The sequence below is a fragment of the Stenotrophomonas sp. AS012628 genome (assembly GCF_010608305.1).
In the GTDB taxonomy this organism is placed as follows: Bacteria; Pseudomonadota; Gammaproteobacteria; order Xanthomonadales; family Xanthomonadaceae; genus Stenotrophomonas; species Stenotrophomonas geniculata.
The window spans coordinates 1-258 of sequence record NZ_VMBJ01000167.1; the positions used below are offsets into that span (position 1 = coordinate 1).

Below are 258 nucleotides of genomic sequence, written 5' to 3' on the forward strand. Positions count from 1 at the left end.
GGTCATCGAAGTGCTGCTCTGGGCGCTGCTGTTCAGCGCGGTGTTCCTGCTGGTCTGGCGCTACCGTGAATGGCTGCGCCTGTTCGTCGGCAACCTGGGCTTGCCGCAACGGGCCCGCCGCGAAGCGCCGACGGTGATGTTCGGCCTCGATCTCAGTCCGGAAAGCCTGCCCGACGACATCGCCGGCAACGCCGAACGGCTCTGGAACGAGAAACCACGGGAAGCCCTCGGCCTGCTCTACCGCGGGCTGCTCAGCCG

The 258-nt window shown here is 67.4% G+C and carries 1 pseudogene; it reads left to right on the forward strand.

The features are described from left to right. Positions 1-258, forward strand: a pseudogene (locus G5A07_RS21455) (hypothetical protein); the annotation flags it as partial.